The sequence below is a fragment of the Actinomadura sp. 3N407 genome, assembly GCF_052245875.1.
GTDB lineage: Bacteria > Actinomycetota > Actinomycetes > Streptosporangiales > Streptosporangiaceae > Spirillospora.
Map to the genome: position 1 here is coordinate 817904 of NZ_JBQQBP010000001.1, position 18170 is coordinate 836073.

17 protein-coding genes are annotated in these 18170 nt (G+C 70.8%); 13 read left to right on the forward strand and 4 right to left on the reverse strand.

What is annotated here, in order from left to right; all coding sequences use genetic code 11:
- Positions 1-142: 142 nt before the first annotated feature.
- On the reverse strand, positions 143-1546 hold the full coding sequence (ligM, locus tag ACTWPP_RS03875; RefSeq protein ID WP_443102651.1) for a vanillate/3-O-methylgallate O-demethylase: 1404 nt from the start codon (positions 1544-1546) through the stop codon (positions 143-145).
- A 301-nt stretch (positions 1547-1847) separates the two neighbouring features.
- Between ligM and ACTWPP_RS03880 the strand changes: the two genes are divergently transcribed.
- The 4 genes from ACTWPP_RS03880 (at position 1848) to purU (ending at position 5066) form a co-directional block, all read left to right on the forward strand.
- A complete protein-coding gene (locus tag ACTWPP_RS03880; RefSeq protein ID WP_443102652.1) occupies positions 1848-2207 on the forward strand; it encodes a hypothetical protein in 360 nt (119 codons plus the stop codon).
- Positions 2200-3057, forward strand: coding sequence for a class III extradiol dioxygenase subunit beta (locus tag ACTWPP_RS03885; protein WP_443102653.1), 858 nt, complete (start codon positions 2200-2202; stop codon positions 3055-3057). Before ACTWPP_RS03880 ends, ACTWPP_RS03885 begins: the two co-directional genes overlap by 8 nt.
- A gap of 19 nt (positions 3058-3076) precedes the next feature.
- A complete protein-coding gene (locus ACTWPP_RS03890) occupies positions 3077-3940 on the forward strand; it encodes a methylenetetrahydrofolate reductase (protein WP_443102654.1) in 864 nt (287 codons plus the stop codon).
- 253 nt (positions 3941-4193) lie between these two features.
- Positions 4194-5066: a formyltetrahydrofolate deformylase gene (gene purU, locus ACTWPP_RS03895; protein WP_443102655.1), complete on the forward strand. Its 873-nt coding sequence runs from the start codon at positions 4194-4196 to the stop codon at positions 5064-5066.
- 67 nt (positions 5067-5133) lie between these two features.
- On the opposite strand, the gene ACTWPP_RS03900 is transcribed toward purU, so the two are convergent.
- Positions 5134-6978 (reverse strand): cellulase family glycosylhydrolase, encoded by a 1845-nt coding sequence (locus ACTWPP_RS03900; protein ID WP_443102656.1) that lies wholly within the window; start codon positions 6976-6978, stop codon positions 5134-5136.
- A 122-nt stretch (positions 6979-7100) separates the two neighbouring features.
- Here ACTWPP_RS03900 and ACTWPP_RS03905 point away from each other — a divergent pair, with 122 nt between their 5' ends.
- The gene (locus ACTWPP_RS03905) at positions 7101-7685 is read left to right on the forward strand and encodes a TetR/AcrR family transcriptional regulator (RefSeq protein WP_443102657.1); all 585 of its coding nucleotides are present in this window, start codon (positions 7101-7103) and stop codon (positions 7683-7685) included.
- Positions 7686-7732: 47 nt separating this feature from the next.
- Here the strand turns inward: ACTWPP_RS03905 and ACTWPP_RS03910 are convergent, their stop codons facing one another.
- Positions 7733-8551: an SAM-dependent methyltransferase gene (locus ACTWPP_RS03910; RefSeq protein WP_443102658.1), complete on the reverse strand. Its 819-nt coding sequence runs from the start codon at positions 8549-8551 to the stop codon at positions 7733-7735.
- Between the two features lie 162 nt (positions 8552-8713).
- On the opposite strand from ACTWPP_RS03910, the gene ACTWPP_RS03915 reads away from it, so the two are divergent.
- The 5 genes from ACTWPP_RS03915 to ACTWPP_RS03935 all read left to right on the forward strand — a co-directional run bounded on the left by ACTWPP_RS03915 (position 8714) and on the right by ACTWPP_RS03935 (position 15864).
- A complete protein-coding gene (locus ACTWPP_RS03915; RefSeq protein ID WP_443102659.1) occupies positions 8714-9598 on the forward strand; it encodes an SDR family oxidoreductase in 885 nt (294 codons plus the stop codon).
- 526 nt (positions 9599-10124) lie between these two features.
- Positions 10125-11588, forward strand: a complete 1464-nt coding sequence (locus ACTWPP_RS03920; protein WP_443102660.1) for a family 43 glycosylhydrolase — start codon at positions 10125-10127, stop codon at positions 11586-11588.
- 10 nt (positions 11589-11598) lie between these two features.
- Positions 11599-13416 carry a rhamnogalacturonan lyase gene (locus ACTWPP_RS03925; RefSeq protein ID WP_443102661.1) on the forward strand — a complete coding sequence of 606 codons (1818 nt, stop codon included), beginning with the start codon at positions 11599-11601 and terminating at the stop codon, positions 13414-13416.
- 156 nt (positions 13417-13572) lie between these two features.
- Positions 13573-14142, forward strand: a complete 570-nt coding sequence (locus ACTWPP_RS03930) for a TerD family protein (RefSeq protein WP_443102662.1) — start codon at positions 13573-13575, stop codon at positions 14140-14142.
- Between the two features lie 6 nt (positions 14143-14148).
- The gene (locus ACTWPP_RS03935) at positions 14149-15864 is read left to right on the forward strand and encodes a TerD family protein (protein ID WP_443102663.1); all 1716 of its coding nucleotides are present in this window, start codon (positions 14149-14151) and stop codon (positions 15862-15864) included.
- Between the two features lie 158 nt (positions 15865-16022).
- On the opposite strand, the gene ACTWPP_RS03940 is transcribed toward ACTWPP_RS03935, so the two are convergent.
- The gene (locus tag ACTWPP_RS03940) at positions 16023-16166 is read right to left on the reverse strand and encodes a hypothetical protein (protein ID WP_443102664.1); all 144 of its coding nucleotides are present in this window, start codon (positions 16164-16166) and stop codon (positions 16023-16025) included.
- A gap of 338 nt (positions 16167-16504) precedes the next feature.
- On the opposite strand from ACTWPP_RS03940, the gene ACTWPP_RS03945 reads away from it, so the two are divergent.
- The 3 genes from ACTWPP_RS03945 to ACTWPP_RS03955 are packed head-to-tail and all read left to right on the forward strand — an operon-like array spanning position 16505 to position 18125.
- Positions 16505-16942: a hypothetical protein gene (locus ACTWPP_RS03945; protein WP_443102665.1), complete on the forward strand. Its 438-nt coding sequence runs from the start codon at positions 16505-16507 to the stop codon at positions 16940-16942.
- Complete coding sequence (locus ACTWPP_RS03950; protein WP_443102666.1) at positions 16936-17166, forward strand: helix-turn-helix transcriptional regulator; 231 nt, start codon at positions 16936-16938, stop codon at positions 17164-17166. The genes ACTWPP_RS03945 and ACTWPP_RS03950 overlap by 7 nt, the downstream gene beginning before the upstream one ends.
- A complete protein-coding gene (locus ACTWPP_RS03955) occupies positions 17163-18125 on the forward strand; it encodes an NAD(P)-dependent alcohol dehydrogenase (protein ID WP_443102667.1) in 963 nt (320 codons plus the stop codon). Before ACTWPP_RS03950 ends, ACTWPP_RS03955 begins: the two co-directional genes overlap by 4 nt.
- Positions 18126-18170: the final 45 nt, after the last annotated feature.

An 18170-nucleotide genomic window follows, 5' to 3' on the forward strand; every position in this document is an offset into this window, starting at 1 on the left:
CACCGAACCGCTCGTCGGCTCCGTGCGGGCGAGGCGGGATACCGGCCCGGCTCCCTGGCGGCGGTCGCCCCGGCGACCGGCTGGATGACGCCGGCGCCGGCCTCCCCGACCGGGAGACCGGCGCCGTCGTCTGCGTGCGGGGTCAGACCTTTGCGGCGGTGCGCCATCCGGGCTGGTAGGTCTCCCGGGCCATGACCGTGTAGGGGGCCGGGCTCACGATCGCGCGCACCGCGAGCTGCTCGTGCGGCTGGACGGTGGTCTTCCTGGAGCCGCCGTCCGGCTCGCCCCAGATGACGCGCACCTCGGCGCCGAGCGGGACGTCCGGGTTGACCGTCGCCAGCGAGAGCGCCTTGCGCTCGTTCGCGCTGTAGCCGGTGAACAGCGACAGGCCGACGGTGTTCCCGTCCGCATCCAGTACCGCGTCGAAGTTCGACGATCCGTAGTTGGCGTTGGGCAGGTCGAAGAACTGGTAGCCGGGGCCCTCGGGGTCGACGGGGGAGGCCAGGAGCTTGGCGACGTCCTCGGCGTTCCACGCGAGGGTGACCTTGCGCCGCTGGGTGTCCGGGTCGACGGCCTCCAGCGCGCTCCGGCCGACGAAGTCGTGGTCGTACTTCACGAACCCGCCGTAGCCGAGCTCCCACGGGTTGAGGTAGTAGTCCTGGATCCTGTCAGAGATGAAGCTGCCGGCCAGGGCATTCACCGCTTCGTAGCTGTCCGCGCCCAGCCACTCGCGGTAGGGGCGCAGCTCCTCGCCGGTGTAGATGGCGGGCAGCGGCGACGGGATCCAGCCGGACTCCAGGGTGTTGCAGGAGTACGCGCGCGCACCGGCCGGCTCCATGCCGAACTCGCGGCCGGCCTCAAGGATCGCCTCACGGACCTTGTCGTAGGTCTCGTACGGACCCCAGAGCTCCAGGCCCGGCGCGCCGGCCATGCCGTGCCGCAGCGTGCGGACCCGGTCGCCGGCCACGTTCAGGTAGCCCATCTTGAAGAAGCGGACCCGCTCGACAGGTCCTCCGTTGACCTTCTCGATGACGTCCCACGCGCGCGGCCCCTGGATCTGGAAGCGCCAGACGTCGCGGGTGACCGGCTTGCCGTAGGGCCGCGAGGGTGAGCGGTCATCCTGGCGGATGTCGACGTTGTATCCGCTGCTCCCCTTGAACGTCAGCCAGTTGGCCACGGGCGCGCGGCCGACGAAGACGAACTCCTCCTCGGCGAGCCGGAACAGGATGCCGTCGCCGATGACGCCGCCTTCCGGTGAGACTGGGACGAACTGCTTGGCGGAGTCCACCGGGAACTTCGCCGTGCTGTTGACGCCGGTGTCGGTGAACAGCTTCAGGGCGTCCGGCCCGGAGATCCACAGGTTGACCATGTGGTGGGTCTGGTCGTAGAGGACCGCCGTCGTCTGCCAGGCGATGACCTCGCGGCGGAAGTTCGTGAACTCGGCCGGGACGACCGGGTAGATGTAGGCGCCCAGCTGGGAATTCCGGAGCAGTTCAACGGTGTCGCCCGACCGGTCCAGGACGTCCTGCAGGTTCTTCGCGCTCATGTGCTACCCGTTCTCACTCGCGTTGCCATGGTCAGCGGCCTACTGGCCCACGCTAGGGACGCCGCGAGCCCCGCAGAACCGAGGAATGGCGGAAGCGGGACGGCCAGGATGGAACCCGCGGCCGCGACAAATGACGTAGAAAACGGCGGGTACGTCATTTGTCGCGGCCTCTACTCGGCAGGGCGGCCGCCCGCAGTCGGGACAAGTGCGTGATGGCTGGACGTCCGCTCCGCCTTAGCGTCGGAGCCGACCGCCGCCGCGGCCTCCGCGCCGCGCGCAGCCCGAGTCAGGGGAGCGCCCAATGAGCAGTCGGAGCAGGCCGGACCTGCCGGGGACCTACATCTTCGACGGCCCCGCCGGCCGCCGCGGGCGCAACATGAACAGGCTGTTCATGTCGCTGCGGGACCAGGCCGCGCGGGAGGAGTTCCTTGCCGGTGAAACGGCCTACTGCCACCATTTCGGCCTTTCGGAAGAGCAGACGGAGGCGGTTCTCGGCCGCGACTGGCAGGCGATGCTCGACCTCGGCGGCAACATTTTCTACATCTACAAGCTCGCGATGATGGACGGCCTTTCCATGCAGTACCTCGGCGGAGTCTTCACCGGCATGACCGAGGACGACTTCAAGGCGGCCATGCGGGCGGGAGGACGGACCGATGTCTGAGGTGATCTGGGGGCTGGCGACCTCGCACGTCCCGTCCATCGGCGCCGCCATGGACCGCGGGCTGACGGGGGACCCGCTCTGGGCGCCGCTGTTCGACGGTTACGGGCCGGCCCGCGACTGGCTCGCCCGCAACACCCCTGACGTGGCCATCCTGATCTACAACGACCACGCCAACGGCGTCGACCTCGACATCGTGCCCACCTTCGCCATCGGGACGGCCGACAGGTACCGGGTGGCCGACGAGGGCTTCGGCCGCCGCCCCGTGCCCGACGTCGACGGCGCGCCCGAGTTCTCCTTCCACATCCTGGAGAGCCTGATGGACGAGGGCTTCGACCTGACCGTCTTCCAGGACCTCGACGTCGACCACGGCTTCACCGTCCCGCTGTCGGTCTGGACCCCGGACCCGGGCGACGCCTGGCCGTGCCCGGTGATCCCGATCATGGTCAACGTCATCCACTACCCGCAGCCGACCGCCGCGCGCTGCCACGCCCTGGGCAAGGCGCTCGGACGCGCCATCGCGGGCTTCGACGGCGCCCGGACGGTCGGCATACTCGGCACCGGCGGGATGTCGCACCAACTGGCCGGAGCGCGGGCCGGGTTCATCAACCCCACGTTCGACCACATGTTCCTTGAGGCCATCGAGAAGGACCCGGAGAAGCTGGCGGCGATGAGCCGGGAGGACTACATCCGCCAGGCCGGCTCCGAGGGCATCGAGCTGATCATGTGGCTCGTCATGCGCGGCGCGATGAACGAGCAGGTCCGCAAGGTGCACACCGTGTACCACGTGCCCGCGTCCAACACGGCCGCGGGCCTGGCGCTCTTCGACAACCGCGCCGCGCGGACGGCTTGATCCGGGGGTCACGAGGTTCATGATTTCCGAGAGTCTCCCGTCGGCCCGGCCGGCGAAGGCCGACGTGGCCGACGCGCTGAAGAACGCCACCTACGAGGTCCTGCCGTTCAAGACCGCGGAGGAGAAGGTGCTCGCGCACGTCCCGGCGGACGTGGCGCTCACGGTCACCACGACCGAGGCGAAGGGCCTCGGCCCGACCATCGACCTGGCCGTGCGGCTCCGGCGCCACGGGTACCGGGCGGCACCCCATCTCGCGGCGCGGCTGGTACGGGACGAGGCACACCTGACCGACATCGCCGCGCGGCTCCGCGAGGCCGGTGTGGACGACGTTTTCGTCATCGGCGGCGACGCGCCGGAGCCCTCGGGGAGGTTCCCGGACGCGCTGAGCCTCCTGGAGGGCCTGAAGAACACCGGGCACACGTTCGCGTCCGTCGGGATCGGCGGCTACCCCGAGGGGCACGGGCAGATCGGCGGCGACCTGATCGAGCGGGCCCTCGAAGCCAAGACGCCGTACGCGACGCAGATCATCACGCAGCTGTGCTTCGACGCCGCGACCACGGTCCGGTGGGCGCGCAAGGTGCGATCACGCGGTGTGGGACTGCCGATCCGGGTCGGTGTCCCCGGCGCGATCGGCCGGCAGAAGCTGATCCGCGTTTCGGCCGGTCTGGGGCTGGGGCAGTCCGCCCGGTTCCTGAAGAAGCAGCAGAGCATGTTCTGGCGCTTCTTCCTGCCCGGCGGTTACAGCCCGAACAGGCTGGTCGAGCGCCTCACACCCGCGCTCAGTGAAAGCGACAACAACCTGCGGGGCTTCCACGTGTTCACGTTCAACGAGCTGGAGAGCACGGAGGCCTGGCGCCAGGGGTGGCTCTCCCGCCTGTCCTGACCACCGCCGCCGGGGACCCGGCATCCACGACGTCCCACGGGCCGTCCCCGCCGGTGATCGCGCCGGCCCGTGAGCGTCCATCCCCGAGGAGCTGCAGAACTGATGAGCGCTCAGGTACCCGGCGGGGTGGGCCCGGTGACCGACGTGGGTCTCCTGCGCAACACCGTCGCGGCGGCGCGGCTGCTCGCCGGGCGGCCGGCTGACGGGACCCCGTTCCCCTGCCCGATTCGAACGATTCGCTCTTGGAGGCGCCATGACCCTCACCACCGACGCCCCGCACGGCGTCCTGCTGCTCTCCTGCCCGGACGCGCCGGGCATCGTCTACACGATCTCCGAACTGCTGGTGCGGCGCGACTGCACCATCGTGCAGAGCCAGCAGTTCGGAAGCTCGACCAGCGGCACGTTCTTCATGCGGGTCGAGTTCGCCCGCATTGACGGGGCGCCGCTCGACTTCGGCGTGCTGCGCCGGGACATGGAGGACATCGCCGCCCGGTTCGGCATGACCTGGCGGCTGGCCGATACCGCCGAGCGCCTCCGTGTGGTCGTCATGGTGAGCAGGTTCGCGCACTGCCTCAACGACCTGCTGTTCCGCAACTCGATAGGCGAGCTCGACCTCGACGTGGTGGCCGTCGTGTCGAACCACCCCGACCTCGGCCGGCTGGCCGACGGCTTCGGAGTGCCGTTCCGGCACATCCCGGTCACGCCGGACACCAAGCCGGAGGCCGAGGCGGGGCTGCTCGACATCGTCCGCGAGGAACGCGTCGACCTGGTCGTTCTGGCCCGCTACATGCAGATCCTCTCCGACGACCTGTGCAAGCGGCTGGAAGGGCGGGCGATCAACATCCACCATTCGATGCTGCCGAGCTTCAAGGGCGCCCGCCCCTACCACCAGGCGCACGCGCGCGGCGTGAAGTTCATCGGGGCGACCGCGCACTACGTCACCGCGGACCTGGACGAGGGCCCGATCATCGAGCAGGAACTGATCCGCGTGGACCACTCGCTGAACCCGGACCAGCTCGCCACCCGCGGCCGGGAGGCGGAGTGCCGCGCCCTGGCGCGCGCGGTGCTCTGGCACAGCGAGAACCGGATCGCGGTCAGCGGCAACCGGACCGTCGTCTTCCAATGATCGACCGCCCTCCGCATTGCGTCATCACCCCGCTGCTCCGCCTGCCCGGCGTGCCCTTCCCCGAGGGTCAGCCGGCGGGGAAGTGGCTGGTCGCCCAGGAGGAGAGTTCGGCGCGGGCCGCGGCCAGCTGAGCGGGCGTCACCGGTGAGCCGGTCGTGGTGTTGACGACGAGCGCGAAATGCACCGCCGCCGCGGAGTCGCCCGCCGGCGTGAGCTGCAGCCGGTGCGCCGAGGACGAGCCGGGTTCGCGCGTCGCCTTGATCGGACCGGACGCGGGCAGGCCGCTGAGCGCGCCGAGGTCGCTGACGACCGTGGTGCCGGCCGGGGCGAAGGACCCCGGAAGGTGCAGGTCGGTGGGGGCCTCGGTCGCCGACCCCTTCCATGCGAGGACGCCGAACTGGCGGCCGCCGACCAGGTCGGCCACGGCGGGCAGCGAGGACGGGACGGTGAGCCACGCCTGCTGCTGCCCGGCGCCGCCGTAGCCGGAGCGGGCCAGGTCCTCGAACGCGAACGCCAGGGTGTCGCCGTTCACGGCGGCGGGGTAGAGCCGGTCCAGGACGCGCCGGTCCAGCCTGAGCGTGACGTCGCCCTCGTCGTCGACGGCCACGACCGAGTGGTTCTCGTCGTTCCACCCGTCGCCGTCGGTCTGCACCTTGCGGGGGTTGCCGTTCATCAGCTCGTGGTGGCGGTCGTGGTAGATGTCCCAGTGCCACTGGATGGCCGACAGGACGGTGCCGCCGTCGGCCGGCTCGTTCCACCAGGTGCGGCCGGGGACGCCGTGGTCCATCGCCTGGTACATCGCGCGGATCATCCACGGGGTGCGGTCGTCGTCGAGCTTGTTGCCGAACTCGGAGATGAACGGCGCCGTCCCCAGTTCCGTGGCGCGCCGCCGGATCTCGTTCATCGGCGCGGCGTAGGTTCCGTCGGACGCGGGGGACGGGTCGAGGGTCATCCGCGCCCCGTCGTAGTAGTGGCTGTTGAAGACCATCCGGGTCCCCAGCCGGCCGATCGACGACATGCCGCCCTGCTCGAAGAAGCCGGTGTTCCAGAAGACCAGCGGCTCGACGAAGGCGGGCTTGGCGGCCCAGCCCGATTCGTCCATGGCGGTGCGGAAACGCTGGTAGAAGGGCATCAGGTATGCCTTCTCCCAGTCCAGGCCGGACCCGCCGTCCAGGCCGCCGTCGAACGGCTCGTTGAAGGGGTCGAACCCGACGATGCTGTCGAACGCCTGCCGCGGAAGCCGCTGTTCGAGGTAGCTCATGGTCGCCTTGGCCTGGGTGATGAAAGCGTCCTGGACGCCGATCGGCCCGGCGGACGTGGTGAGCACGCGGTTGCGCCAGAAGTCGTAGGCGGCCTCGCGCACGGCGGCGTTGGTCTGCATGTTCTGCCCCCACAGCAGGCAGATGCCGCACGACTCCTTCGGATAGTCACCCGCCTCGATCACCCATTCGGGGGCGCCGTCCCCGGTGTACCAGCTGCCCTCGTTGAACAGGTGGGAGGAGTACAGGTCCTGGTGGTAGTCCAGGAGCACACGGAAGCCGCGGTCGGTGAACGCCCTGATCTGCGCGATGGCCCGGTCGAGGTAGGCGTGGTCGATCCGGTCGGGGGCCGGCTGGACCCCCTCCCAGCTGATCAGGAAGCGGATCGCGTTGGCCCCGGTCAGATCCCGCATCGCCTGCGCCGACTCGGCGGCGTCCGCGGCGCTGCGGAAGGGCAGCAGGTCGTTCTCGTAGAGCTTGGTGCTCCCCGAGACGTTGAAGCCGCGCAGCGTCACCTCGCGGCCGTCGCCGTCCCGGAACACCCAGTTCTGCTCGTCGGGTGAGACGACGATGACCCCTGCCGGGTCCGCCGCCTTCGCGGGGGGAGCGGTGACGGCGGACACACCGGCCATCGCCAGGAGTGCGGCTGACACGAGGCGGACGGAACGTGGCGGCGCGTGGAGGACACGGGACACGGGCATGGCGGGGGCCTTTCCTCTCCGGGGCCTCTACAATGCAAGAAGGTTCTTGCATGCGCAAGAGGTACCTTGCGTCCGTGTCATCCACCACGCGCGAACGCATCCTCGACGCGGCCCTGGCGCTGATCCAGCAGCGCGGTTTCGGCGGCACGACCGTCACCGACATCGAGGAACTGGCCGGGCTGTCTCCCGGCAGCGGCAGCTTCTACCGGCATTTCAGGTCGAAGGAGGACGTGTTCGGCGAGGTCTTCGAACGGGAACTGGGCCGCGCCCAGCAGCACCGCCAAGCCTTCGAACGCGGCCCCGTCACCGCCGACCCTCGGGAGGCGCTCACCCGGCGCCTCCTGCAGCAACTCGACTACCTGGCCCAGATCAGGCCGCTGATCACTCTGCTGGCCCGCGAACACGGCAGGTTCCCCGAACTCACCCGCAAGATCCGTGGCGCGCTCCTGGACGAGGGCATCGCCGAGGAGGCCGAGCACCTGACGCGGGACCTGCCGGACCTGCCCGGCCATGAGGACCCGCACGCACTCCTCGCCGTCGTGGTCTCCGCCCTGACCGGATACCACCTGTCCCGCGAGTTCTTCGGCCGCCCCCCGGCCGACATCGACCCCGACCGGTTCACGGCAGCCCTCGCCGCTCTCCTCACCACACCCCGCTAGCGCGCACGTCAGGCACGGCGCACGTCAGGCGGCACGGTGCACGTCGGTCAGGGGAGCTTGGCGAGGCCGCCGTAGGCGGACACCTGGGCCGGCGTGGGGGCGGACGGCTCGGCGGGATCGCGGCGCCACCGCGACACCAGGACCACCCCGGGCTGGACGAGTTCGAGTGCCTGGCCGGTGAAGACGAGCCGCTCGAACTCGGCGGCGGTCCGGGGCTGGGTGCGCACGCCGTCGTCGCGGTATCCGGCCGACGCCGAACGCAGCGCCGGTTCGTGCTCGGCCGTCACGTGGCTGGCGAGCACGTAACTGCCCGGCGGCAGGGCCTCCACGAAGGTCCGGAGGATCTGGTCGGGCCGCTGCTCGTCGGGGACGAAATGCAGGATGGCGCTCAAGATCAGTGCGATGGGCTCGTCGAAATCCAGGATCTTGCGGACGAGGTCGCTGTCGACGATGGACCGGGGCTCGCGGATGTCGGCGTCCAGATAGCCGACCTGCCCCCTGGGGTCGGAGACCAGCAGGGCGCGGGCGTGCACGAGCACGATCGGGTCGTTGTCGACGTAGGCGATCCGCGCCTCGGGCGTGATGTCCTGCGCGACCTCGTGCACGTTCGGTGACGTCGGAATGCCGGTGCCGATGTCGAGGAATTGCCGGATTCCGGCCTCGGCGGCGAGGTACCGGACGCCGCGGAGCAGGAATCTGCGGTTCTCCTGGGCGCCGATCCGAATGGCCGGAAAGGCTTGCGCGATTTTTTCCGCGGCGACCCGGTCGGTGGCGAAGTTGTCCTTGCCGCCCAGCAGATAGTCATATACACGCGCGGACGAGGGATTGGCGGCGTCGACGAGCGGACGCCGGGCCGCGGGCTCCACCGGGCTCCCGGAGAGCGGCGTTCTCTCTTCTCGTGGGGTTGGCACGTTCGGTGACTCGCACTCCTGGCGGCGGCAGAGGGGAGTAGTTTACCGTGACGGGCAATGCCGGAAGGAATGACCCGGAGAATGTTGCCTCCCGTAATCGACCGATCGGGGACCGTGATGAGGATCGCCATAGCCAGCGCGTCCGGGCAACTGGCCCGCGGTACCGCGAAATACGTGCTGGAAAAGGTCTCTCCCGATGACGTCGTCCTGGTCACCAGGAACGTGGACGCGCTCGCCGGGTTCGCGGACCACGGCGTGGCCGTGCGGCACGGTGACCACGACCGGCCGGAGACGCTGCCCGCCGCGTTCGAGGGCGTCGACCGGCTGTTCCTTGTCAGCCTGCACGAGCTCGGCCACCGCGTCACCCAGCATCGCAACGCCATCGACGCGGCCGTGGCGGCCGGGGTGCGGCACATCGTCTACACCTCCTACATCATGGTCGATCCCGCGTGCCCCTCCACGGTCGTCCCCGACCACCTGCGCACCCACGAGCTGCTGGACGGCTCCGGGCTCGACGTGACGTACCTGCGCAACGGGCTTTTCGCCGAGACCCCGGTCACCCAGATCCTGCCGCCGGCGATCGCCCGCGGCATGCTGGTGGACAACACCGATCACGCCCGGGGAGCCTTCGTCCACCGCGACGACTGCGCCGCCGTCGCCGCCGGGGTCCTGACGTCCTCCGGTCACGAGGGCAAGACCTACGACGTCACCGGTCCCGAGCTGCTCAGCTTCGCCGACATCACCGCGCTCGCCGCCAAGGTGTCCGGCCGCTCCGTCGGCTACCTCAGCGTGGGCGACGAGGAGTTCGACGCGCAGTTGCGCGCCGCGGGCGTCCCCGACGAGGTTCGCGGCATGATCGTCTCCTTCGGCGTGTCGCTGCGCGCCGGCTTCGGGGAGCCGCTGACCGACACGGTCCGCCGCTTCACCGGCCGCCCGGCCCGCCCCATCACCGACCTGATGGAACAACACCGCGCCCTGCTCGCAGGCGGGACGGGCGAGTGACCCGCCCGTCCGTTCGTTGACTCCCCGCCTCCGGTGAGCGCGGGCGGAGGCCGGCACTTTCGTTCCCGACGAGCGCCCGTCGAGTCGGCGAAGCGATCGAGCGGATCGGCGGTGCGCGCACAAGCAAGCGAGCGCTTGCTTGTGGTACCGGTAACCTTTGGAGCGTTCCCGCGTTCGCGACGATGCCCGCGAGCAGGGAAGTCGTCCGCCGCCGGCCGCCTCCGGCGGCCTCGCTCATTCGGCCCGCGCACCGAATGATGTGACAGGGGTATTGACAGAGGCGAGGTGTTATCGCAAACATTCATGCACGTCGCCTTACGGCAACGAAGCCGCGCGACGGGTCGGCATGCGCGTTCCCCGGTTCTCCGCCGATGACGCCGGCGCACCGGACATTCCCCTGCCGCAGGGCGGGCCCGACGAACGACGTCGCCGCCGCACCGAGCAGGACGCCCGCCTCGACGAGTGCACCGTCGGCAACGTCGAGGCCCTAAGTGAAAGCGCTTTCACGCCGAGGCCAGGAGGAACCGTGAACGAATCCGGAAAGGTCGACCGCCGGGCCGTACTGCGGACGCTGGCGGCGATGCCGGCCGCCGCCGCCGGGGTCGCGGCATGGCCGGACGCCGCCGCGGCCGCTCCCGCGCCGCCGGGCGTGCGCTACACCAACCCGCTGGTGCGGCAGCGCGCCGATCCCCACATCGTCTGGCACACCGACGGCCACTACCACTTCACCGCGACCGTGCCGGAGTACGACCGGATCATCCTGCGCCGTGCCACGACCATCCAGGGCCTGTCCAGCGCGCCGGAGAAGGTCATCTGGGTGAAGCACGCGACCGGTGACATGGCGGCGCACATCTGGGCACCCGAGATCCACTTCATCGACGGCCGGTGGTACGTCTACTTCGCCGCCGGGAGTTCCGACGACGTCTGGCGCATCCGGATGTACGTCCTGCAGAGTTCCGGCGCCGACGCGTTCGCGTCGACCTGGACCGAAAGAGGCCGGCTGGCCACCCCGTGGGACACCTTCTCATTGGACGCGTCCACCTTCGTTCACAACGGCACGCGCTACCTGGTCTGGGCGCAGAAACCACCGGGCAGTGACGTCAACTCCGGCCTCTACATCGCGCGGATGAGCAGTCCGTGGACCATTACCGGGACGCCCACGCTGCTGAGCACGCCGACGCTGCCCTGGGAGACGATCGGCTACAAGGTCAACGAGGGGCCCGCCGTGCTCGTCCGCAACGGGCGTGTGTTCATGACGTACTCGGCCAGCGCCACCGACGCCAACTACTGCATGGGGCTGCTCACCGCCTCCGCCTCGTCCGACCCGCTCAACGCCGCGTCCTGGAGCAAGAGCCCCGACCCCGTCTTCACCAGCAACGACGCGACGAGCCAGTACGGGCCGGGGCACAACTCCTTCACCGTCGCCGAGGACGGGAAGAGCGACGTCCTCGTCTACCACGACCGCGACTACCGCGACATCAGCGGCGATCCGCTGGACGACCCGAACCGGCGCACGCGCATCCAGAAGCTCTACTGGAACGCCGACGGCACGCCCAACTTCGGCATTCCCGTCAGCGACGGCGTGACGCCCTACCGCCTCTCCTCCTACAGCAGCCCAGGCCTGTACGTCCGCCATTACGGATTCCGGGTCCGGCTCGACGCGGACGTCGCCGAACTCGCCGACTCGCAGTTCCGGATCGTGCCCGGCCTCACCGGCGACGGGACGGTGTCACTCGAATCGGCCAATTACCCCGGCCACTATCTGAGGCACCGCGACTTCGAGATGTGGGTGGAGCGCGACGACGCGACCACGCTCTTCGAGGCCGACGCATCCTTCCGGCGACGGCCCGGGCTCGCCGACCCGGCCGGGATCTCCCTGGAGTCGGTGAACTTCGCCGGCCGCCACGTCCGGCGGCGTTCGTCCCTCCTCTACCTGGAGGCCGCCGACTCCACCGCCGCCCGCGGCGACGCCACCTTCTACCTCGAATAGGAAACCGCGCATGGCTCCCGAACTGCGCCGACCACTCTGGATCATCGTCCTGGCGGCACTGCTCGCCGCGCTCACCACCGTGCCCGCCGAGGCGCACCGGGCCGCCGCCGCCCGCCAGGCCGAACGGCTCGACCGCGGCCTGATCGGCGTCCGGTCCGGCAACGGAAACTACGTCGGCTGGCGGCTGCTCGGCACCGACCCGCCCGGCGCCGCCTTCGCCCTCTACCGCGGGACGACCCGCATCGCCACCGTCGCCGGCTCGACCAACCACTGGGACGAGGGCGCCCCCGCCGGCGCCTCCTACACGGTGCGGCCGATCGTGAACGGCACCGAGGGACCGTCCTCCGAGCCGTCCCTCCGGTTCGGCGACGGATACCTGGACGTGCCGATCCAGCCGCCGGGCTCCGGCTACAGCGCCAACGACGCGAGCGTGGGCGACCTCGACGGCGACGGGCGCCTGGAGATCGTGCTCAAGTGGGACCCGTCCAACTCCAAGGACAACTCGCAGAGCGGCTTCACCGGCAACGTCCACATCGACGCCTACCGGCTGAACGGCGCCCGCCTGTGGCGGCTCGACCTGGGCCGCAACATCCGCGCCGGGCAGCACTACACCCAGTTCCAGGTGTACGACTACGACGGCGACGGCCGCGCCGAAGTGGCCATGAAGACCGCCGACGCCACCGTCGACGGCACCGGCAGGGTCATCGGCGACGCCGGCGCCGACCACCGCAACTCCAGCGGATACATCCTCGACGGCCCCGAGTACCTGACCATGTTCGACGGCCGGACCGGCGCCGCCCTCCAGACCGTCGACTACGTGCCCCCGCGCGGCGACGTCTCGGACTGGGGCGACTCGTACGGCAACCGCGTGGACCGGTTCCTGGCGGGCACCGCCTACCTGGACGGCGTCCGGCCGAGCCTGATCATGGCCCGGGGCTACTACACCCGCAGCGTGATCGCCGCATGGGACTGGCGGGACGGCCGCTTCACCCGCCGCTGGACGTTCGACACCGACAGCTCCACCAACACCGGCCGCGGCTTCGACGGCCAGGGATCGCACAGCCTGTCGGTCGGCGACGTCGACCAGGACGGCCGCGACGAGATCGTCTACGGCGCCATGACCGTGGACGACGACGGCCGCGGGCTGTGGACGACCCGCACCGGGCACGGCGACGCCCAGCACCTCGGCGACTTCGACCCCGCCCGCCCCGGACTGGAGTACTTCAAGGTCAGCGAGTCCACCGGCCAGCCGTCCTCGCTCTACATCGAGCCCCGCGACGGGCGGATCCTGTGGTCCACGTCCGCGTGCTGCGACAACGGCCGCGGCGTCGCCGGTGACATCTGGGCGGGGCGGCTCGCGTCCGAGTTCTGGTCGGCGTCCGTCCCCGAACTGCGCAGCGTCACCGGCAACAACGCCGGCCGCAAGCCGTCCTCGGCCAACTTCCTGGTCTGGTGGGACGACGACCCGGTCCGCGAGCTGCTGGACGGGACCCGCATCGACAAGTACGGCCCGTCCGGCGACACCCGGCTGCTGACCGCGCAGGGCGTGCACTCCAACAACGGCACCAAGGCGGTCCCGTCGCTGAGCGGCGACCTGCTCGGCGACTGGCGTGAGGAGGTCGTCTGGCCGACGACCGACAACACCCGGCTCCGCATCCACACCGCGCGGCAGGTCACCGGCCGCAAGCTGTACACCCTCCTGCACGACACCCAGTACCGGACCGCGCTGGCCTGGCAGAACAGCGGCTACAACCAGCCGCCGCACCCGAGCTTCTTCCTCGGGGACGGCATGTCCACTCCGCCCCAGCCGCAGATCTACGTGCGCTGACGAGGAGACGACCGGCCACGAATGGGGTGACAACAGGCGGCTCGGCTGCAAGGCTTTCCTCGCACCCGGGCCGCCTCTTCGTGGCGACCGGGTGCCTTCAGGCCGGTGCGCTTTGGGGTGCGGCACGGCACAGGGGACAGCAAGGAGGCGACGGCTGTGACCGTCTCGATGGTGAAGGGCCAGCGGATCTCGCTGGATAAGCCCGGCGGTGTGCTGAGCATGGTCCGGATGGGCCTCGGCTGGGACGCGGTGAAGAAGAAGGGCTTCTTCGGTTCCCGGGAGCGGGACATCGACCTCGACGCATCCTGCGTGCTCTTCGCCGACGGCAACATCGCCGACGTGGTCTACTTCGGCAAGCTGGTCAGCGACGACGGCTCCGTCCGGCACACCGGCGACAACCTGACCGGGCAGGGCGACGGCGACGACGAGTCGGTGGTGGTCGATCTGAGCCGCCTGCCGGTGCACGTCACGTCGCTGGTGTTCACGGTCAGCTCCTTCAACGGGCAGACCTTCAACGAGGTGGACAACGCCTTCTGCCGGCTGGTCAACGAGATGGACGGCGGTGAGATGGCCCGGTACACGCTGAGCGGCGGCGGTACCCACACCGCCATGGTGATGGCCCGGATCTACCGTCACGGCGACGGCTGGAAGCTGAACGCGATCGGTGAGCCGTGCCACGGCCGCACGTTCCAGGACATGCTGCCGACGATCGCCGGGCTCGCCTGACCGCCGATGACCGAACTCTCGCCCGGCGCCAACGCCCCGCTGTCCGCCCGGCGGGTGACCGCCACCGTGTCCTGCGCCCTGCCCGTGGACGTCAGCGCCCTGCTCGTGGGCCCGGACCTGCGGGTGCGCTCCGACGCCGACCTGGTGTTCTTCAACGCGCCGGAGGCGCCCGGCGTCCGCTGGGTCGACGGCGGTGGCCGCCAGCGCCTGGAACTCGACCTCGACGCGGTGCCCGCCGACGCCCAGGCGGTGCTGATCGCGGTCAGCCTGTCCGGGACCGGTTCGTTCGGGTCCATGCCGCCGCCGCAGGTCCGGCTCGCCGGAGACGGGGACGGCGACGGCCCGGCGGCCCTGTTCACCGTCCCGGGACTGGGCCCGGAGAAGGCGATCATCGGACTGGAGGTCTATCGCCGGGCCGACCGGTGGAAGGTGCGCGCCGTCGGGCAGGGCTACGCCGGCGGGCTGGCCGAGCTGGTCGAGGCGCACGGCGTCGAGGTGGACGATCCGGGTGAACCGGCCGGCGGGGCCGGGCGGCGAAGCATGGGCGCCCCGCCGCCGGGCCCCGCCGTCGGGGCGCCGCCACCCGCGCAGCAGGTCCCGCCTCCGGCGCAAGGAGGGGCACCGGGGCCGCCGCAGATGCCGCCCCCTCCGCAGGCGCCGCCCCCTCCGCAGGGGGCGCCCGCGCCGCAGGCGCCGTCCAGCGCGGAGGTCGGCTATCTGGAACGGTGCTGGCTGGTCTGGGAGGACGCCAGCCGCTCGCTGGCCTCGTTCCGCGCCGCGACCGAGCACGCGCTCACGCTCCGCAACGAGGAGATCTCCGGGCGGGCGCCGCGCGGGCGTTTCGAGCAGCTCATGGCGGCGGCCGACGAGCGGCTCCGGGCCGACGCCGGGCAGCTGCGCGACGAGCTTGCCCGGGTCGAGCCGCAGGTCACCGCGGAGGTCGCGCCGTTCGACGCGCCGTCCTGGCTGACCTGGCAGCCGCGCGCCGACCTGGCGGAGGGGGTGCTGGTGGGCCGGCTGTCCACCGCCGAACTGCCCGATCTGCGGGTGCCGCTCGTCCTGCGGGTGCCCTGGCGGCGCGGCATGTGGATCTCGACGGGCACGATGCCCGGCGACTCGGCCGCCTTCGCCTGGTCGCTGGCGACCCGGTTCCTCGCCGCCGTCCCGCCCGGGGTGGCCGGGCTGGAGGTGATCGACGCGGCGGGTCTGTCGGGCGCCGGCTGGCTGCACGGGTTCGACCCGGTCACCAGCGCCCGGCTGCTCGGCGGCGGGGTGGCGACCGGGCCGGCGGCGGCCGAGCGGCTCCGGTACCTGCTCGACCTGGTGGACCTGCGCCGGATCGGCGGCCAGGACGACGACCTGCCGTCCGGCGCCGGCGGCCCCCCGGTGCGGCTGGTGGTGATCCTCGACGCCGGCGCCGCCGTCGCCGGGGAGCAGGCGCATCAGCTCCTGCGCCTGGTGGAGGACGGGCCGCTGGTCGGGATCCCGGTGCTGCTGGTGGAGACCGACACCCCGGCGGACGAGTCGGTGCGCGCCATGCGGGTCCGGCAGTCCTGCAACAACCTCTCCTCCAGCGAGGGCGCCATCGCCGACTCGTGGGTGGGCACGGACTGGACGCTCACCCCCGAGGTGCTCCCGGACGCCGCCGGCGGCGCGCGCGCCCCGGCGCTGTTCGCTCACGTGCTCGGCGCCCACGCCCGCACCATCGCCTCGTACGACTAGGCCGGCCTGCTGTTGCACAGCACCGGGCCCGGGGACGGGAAGGCCGGTGTCTCAGGCGCAGCCTTCGAATTCCGGCACGGTGGTGGTGACTTCGAGACCCGACGTGGTGAACCACTGGCCGAGCAGCGTCTCGGCGGTCCCGTTCTGGTACATCCCGGTCATGATCCTGTTGACGGCATGGCAGCCCTCCAGGTCTCCCTTGCGCGGCCGATCCCGTACCGCTCGTCGGAGAACGGCGCGTTGACCATGGTGGTGGCGGAACCGGCGGCGAACCCGGCGAGGATCAGGTCGTCGGTGGACACGGCGTCGAGGCGTCCACCGGCCAGCGCCTCGACGCACTCGCTCTAGGAGCCCGCCGGGACCGGCTCGGCGCCCACCCCCCGCTCCTCGGTGACACGGCGCCAGGAATTCGACCCCGCCACCTGGCGAGCCTCTTGCCGCGCAGGTCCCGCACGTTCTCGATGGACTGTTCCCCCTGCCGGACGAGGATGTCCTGATGCGCGACGTAGTACGGCCCGGCGCGCCCGTCACCTGCGCTTCTTCGCGCTCATGGCGCTCGTCCGGCGCCGCGGAGGTTAAGAAAACTTGACATCATGTCCGCTCTGTTTTACATTCCTCGCATATGTCAAGTTTGTTTTACATGAGGTGGATCATGGCCTACGAGGAGAAGCGGGCGTGGATCATGCTGGTGGTCTCGGCCATCGCCTACGCCGGTTACGCGGCCGTCACGCTGGGGCGGGCGGGGCCTGAGCCGCTGGCGGAGGTGCCGTACGCCGCGACGCTGCTGTGGAGCATCGGCGCCGCGATCGCCGCATCGATCGCGCTCACCGTCGCGGCGGGGGCGGTCGCGCCCGAACGGGCCAGGAAGGACCAGCGCGACCGGGAGATCAACCGGCTCGGCGAGTACATCGGCCAGTCGTTCGTCGCCATCGGCGGCGTGGCGGCCCTGGCCATGTCGCTGGCCGAACTCGACCACTTCTGGATCGCCAACGTGATCTACCTGACGTTCGCGCTGTCGGCCGTCCTGGGCTCGGTGGCCAAGATCTTCGCCTACCGCAGGGGTTTTCAGTCGTGGTGAAACCGACCAGGGTCACCAACTCGATCCGCGCCCTGCGGTTCGCGCACGGGCAGATGACCCAGGCGGACCTGGCGGAGCGGATCGGAGTGACCCGGCAGACCGTCATCGCCATCGAGCAGGGGCGCTACTCGCCGTCCCTGGAGATGGCCTTTCAGATCGCACGGGTGTTCAAGGTGCCTCTGGACGAGGTGTTCCAGTACCCCGACGGACAGGGAGAACAATGAAGGCCATCATCGGCGACGGCTACGGTCCGCCCGGCGACCTGCGGCTTCGCGACATCGACACGCCCGTGCCCGCGGCCGGCCAAGTGCTGGTACGCGTGGCCGCCGCCGGCGTGCACGTGGGCGACTGCTTCGCCGTACGGGGCGCGCCGCTCCCCGTCCGCTTGGGAACCGGCCTGCGCAGACCCAGGTACGGGCCCGGACACGATCTGGCCGGCCGCGTCGAGGCGGTCGGTGAAGGCGTCGAGCGGTTCCGGCCGGGCGACGAGGTGTTCGGCACGGGCGACGGCACCTGCGCCGAGTACGCCCGCACCACGCAGGACCGGCTCGCGCTCAAGCCGTCCGGCCTCACCTTCGAGGAGGCCGCGGCCACGCCGACCTCCGCGGTCACCGCCCTGCGCGCCCTGCGCGAGGTGGGGAAGCTCAAGCCGGGCCAGGAGATCCTCATCAACGGCGCCTCGGGCGGCATAGGGACCTTCGCCGTGCAGATCGCCGCGTCGCTCGGCGCGCGGGTGACCGGCGTGTGCGGCCCGGCGAACCTGGACCTGGTCCGGTCGCTCGGCGCGCACCACGTGATCGACTACACCCGGGAGGACTTCACCGAAGGTGCCCGGCGCTACGACCTCATCCTCGACAACGTGGAGAACCGCTCGCTGGCCGACTGCCGCCGCGTGCTCGCACCGTCCGGGACGCTCCTGCTCAACAGCGGCACCGGCGCGCGCGGAATCAGCATGCTGATCCGCCTGGCCAAGCCCCTCCTGCTGTCTCCGTTCACCCGCCAGGGCCTGCGCCGGTTCGTGGTGTCGCCCAAACGGCACGACCTGGCCGCACTGACGGAACTCCTCGAATCCGGGAAGGTCAAGCCGGTCATCGAACGGACCTACGCGCTGCCGGAAACCCCCGCCGCCCTCAGCCACATCGAAGGCGGCCACGCCCGCGGGAAAGTCGTCATCACCATGTAGGGACGCTCTCGCCGTGCGGGGGTGTGGCCCGAGGGCCGGCGCCCG

Bases quoted from the DNA above. Each gene is read 5' to 3' on its own strand.
- ACTWPP_RS03955 (WP_443102667.1), top strand. From the start codon at position 17,163: ATGAAGGCCATCATCGGCGACGGCTACGGTCCGCCCGGCGACCTGCGG.
- ligM (WP_443102651.1), bottom strand. From the start codon at position 1,546: ATGAGCGCGAAGAACCTGCAGGACGTCCTGGACCGGTCGGGCGACACC.
- ACTWPP_RS03885 (WP_443102653.1), top strand. From the start codon at position 2,200: ATGTCTGAGGTGATCTGGGGGCTGGCGACCTCGCACGTCCCGTCCATC.
- ACTWPP_RS03935 (WP_443102663.1), top strand. From the start codon at position 14,149: ATGACCGAACTCTCGCCCGGCGCCAACGCCCCGCTGTCCGCCCGGCGG.
- purU (WP_443102655.1), top strand. From the start codon at position 4,194: ATGACCCTCACCACCGACGCCCCGCACGGCGTCCTGCTGCTCTCCTGC.
- ACTWPP_RS03915 (WP_443102659.1), top strand. From the start codon at position 8,714: ATGAGGATCGCCATAGCCAGCGCGTCCGGGCAACTGGCCCGCGGTACC.
- ACTWPP_RS03945 (WP_443102665.1), top strand. From the start codon at position 16,505: ATGAGGTGGATCATGGCCTACGAGGAGAAGCGGGCGTGGATCATGCTG.
- ACTWPP_RS03925 (WP_443102661.1), top strand. From the start codon at position 11,599: ATGGCTCCCGAACTGCGCCGACCACTCTGGATCATCGTCCTGGCGGCA.
- ACTWPP_RS03890 (WP_443102654.1), top strand. From the start codon at position 3,077: ATGATTTCCGAGAGTCTCCCGTCGGCCCGGCCGGCGAAGGCCGACGTG.
- ACTWPP_RS03880 (WP_443102652.1), top strand. From the start codon at position 1,848: ATGAGCAGTCGGAGCAGGCCGGACCTGCCGGGGACCTACATCTTCGAC.